This is a genomic window from Streptomyces sp. SID3343 (genome assembly GCF_009865215.1).
Classification (GTDB): Bacteria; Actinomycetota; Actinomycetes; order Streptomycetales; family Streptomycetaceae; genus Embleya.
Genome location: NZ_WWJX01000357.1, coordinates 1 through 1,248, shown reverse-complemented (window position 1 = coordinate 1,248; position 1,248 = coordinate 1). Strand labels below are relative to the sequence as shown.

Below are 1,248 nucleotides of genomic sequence, written 5' to 3'. Positions count from 1 at the left end.
GCCGGGTTCACCGCGCGCCTGGCCGACGCTGTCGCCGACGTCGTCGCCCGCCGGCTGGAGGCGTGACATGTGGACTCGTGTGTTCTGGCGCGCCGCGGGTGAGCGGGCGATCCGCACCGCCGCGCAGGCTGAGCTCGCGCTCCTGGGCGTGGGCAGCGTCGGGCTGCTCGACGTCGACTGGGTGGCGGCGGCCTCGCTCGGCGGGGGCGCCGCGCTCGCCTCGGTGCTGACGTCGATCACGCTGTCCGGCGTCGGCCCGTCCGGGCCGGGCCTGACCGAGGCGGCCGAGACGGCGCGCGATGCGGACGTCCGACGACTGCTGTCGGTGAGGGGCCGCGAGTGATGACGCCTACGTCACTACCGGATCCGGCTGCGGCCGGGTCGGTGTCCGTCGCCCTCGAACTCGCCGAGCTGCGGCGGTCGGTCGACGTCGGCAACGCGACCACCCAGGGTCAGTTGGCGTTGCTCGTGCAGCGCACGGACCAGACGGACCGGGTGATCGCCGAGCACGACAATCGGATCGGTTCGTTGGAGCACGCTCGTTGGCCGCTGCCCAGTCTCGCCGCCCTGGTGTCGCTGGCCGCGCTCGGCATCGCCGCGTGGCAGGCCGCCGGACACTGACCACGCACGACAACGGCCCGCCCCCGAGATGGGGGCGGGCCGGCTTCGTCGTGTCCGCGGTCAGGAGCGCCGGGCACCGAGTATGCGCCGGATGCTGACCGCGCTGACGTCCAGGGCCTGGGCGAGCGCGGGCACCGGCACCCCGGCCCGGTGTGCCGTGCGCACCGCGTCGAGCACACAGGCGTGCGCCCGCAGGTACGCCTGCTCGGCGAGCGCCCTGTCGACGGTGCGGTGCCGACATCCGTCGCGGAGGATGCTCGCACGACGGCGTACCCGCAGCGCCTCCTCGACGGCAAGCAGCTCTCGACGGCGGGCCCGCACCGTCACCCCTGCGGCGGGGTGGGTCGGCCGGGCTCGCCTGGCTCGCCGCGTTCGTCGAGGTGCGCGATCGGTGTGGCGAGCGGGTGGTCGGGCGGGAGGCTGATGCCCATCGCGGCCATGCGCCGACTGCGGCGGTCGGCGTGTCTGGTCTGCTCCGCGTCGAGGATGTCGGTGACCAGGTTCTGGTCCGTGCGGTCCAGGATCGCCCGGATCAGCGCGGGCAGGGTGCCGTCCGGGATGCGGAGGGTGTCGAACTCGATTCCGCCGGTGCGGGTTCGGTAGCGGGCCACGATCGACTGGCCGCCG

4 protein-coding genes are annotated in these 1,248 nt (G+C 74.5%); 2 read left to right on the top strand and 2 right to left on the bottom strand.

Translation table 11 applies throughout. The features are described 5' to 3' along the window. Both GT354_RS12130 and GT354_RS12125 read left to right on the top strand, forming a co-directional pair. Window positions 1–343: holin (locus tag GT354_RS12130; RefSeq protein ID WP_237534644.1), on the top strand; the 343-nt coding region annotated here is incomplete at its 5' end. Beyond that, the gene (locus GT354_RS12125) at window positions 343–621 is read left to right on the top strand and encodes a hypothetical protein (protein ID WP_161356304.1); all 279 of its coding nucleotides are present in this window, start codon (window positions 343–345) and stop codon (window positions 619–621) included. The genes GT354_RS12130 and GT354_RS12125, both read left to right, overlap by 1 nt. A 60-nt stretch (window positions 622–681) precedes the next feature. Here GT354_RS12125 and GT354_RS12120 read toward each other — a convergent pair whose 3' ends face one another. Next, window positions 682–942 (bottom strand): hypothetical protein, encoded by a 261-nt coding sequence (locus tag GT354_RS12120; RefSeq protein WP_161356303.1) that lies wholly within the window; start codon window positions 940–942, stop codon window positions 682–684. Window positions 943–944: 2 nt separating this feature from the next. Then, window positions 945–1,248: hypothetical protein (locus GT354_RS12115; protein ID WP_202511797.1), on the bottom strand; the 304-nt coding region annotated here is incomplete at its 5' end.

Coding starts and splice junctions, on each gene's coding strand:
- GT354_RS12125 (WP_161356304.1), top strand. CDS start 343: ATGACGCCTACGTCACTACCGGATCCGGCTGCGGCCGGGTCGGTGTCC.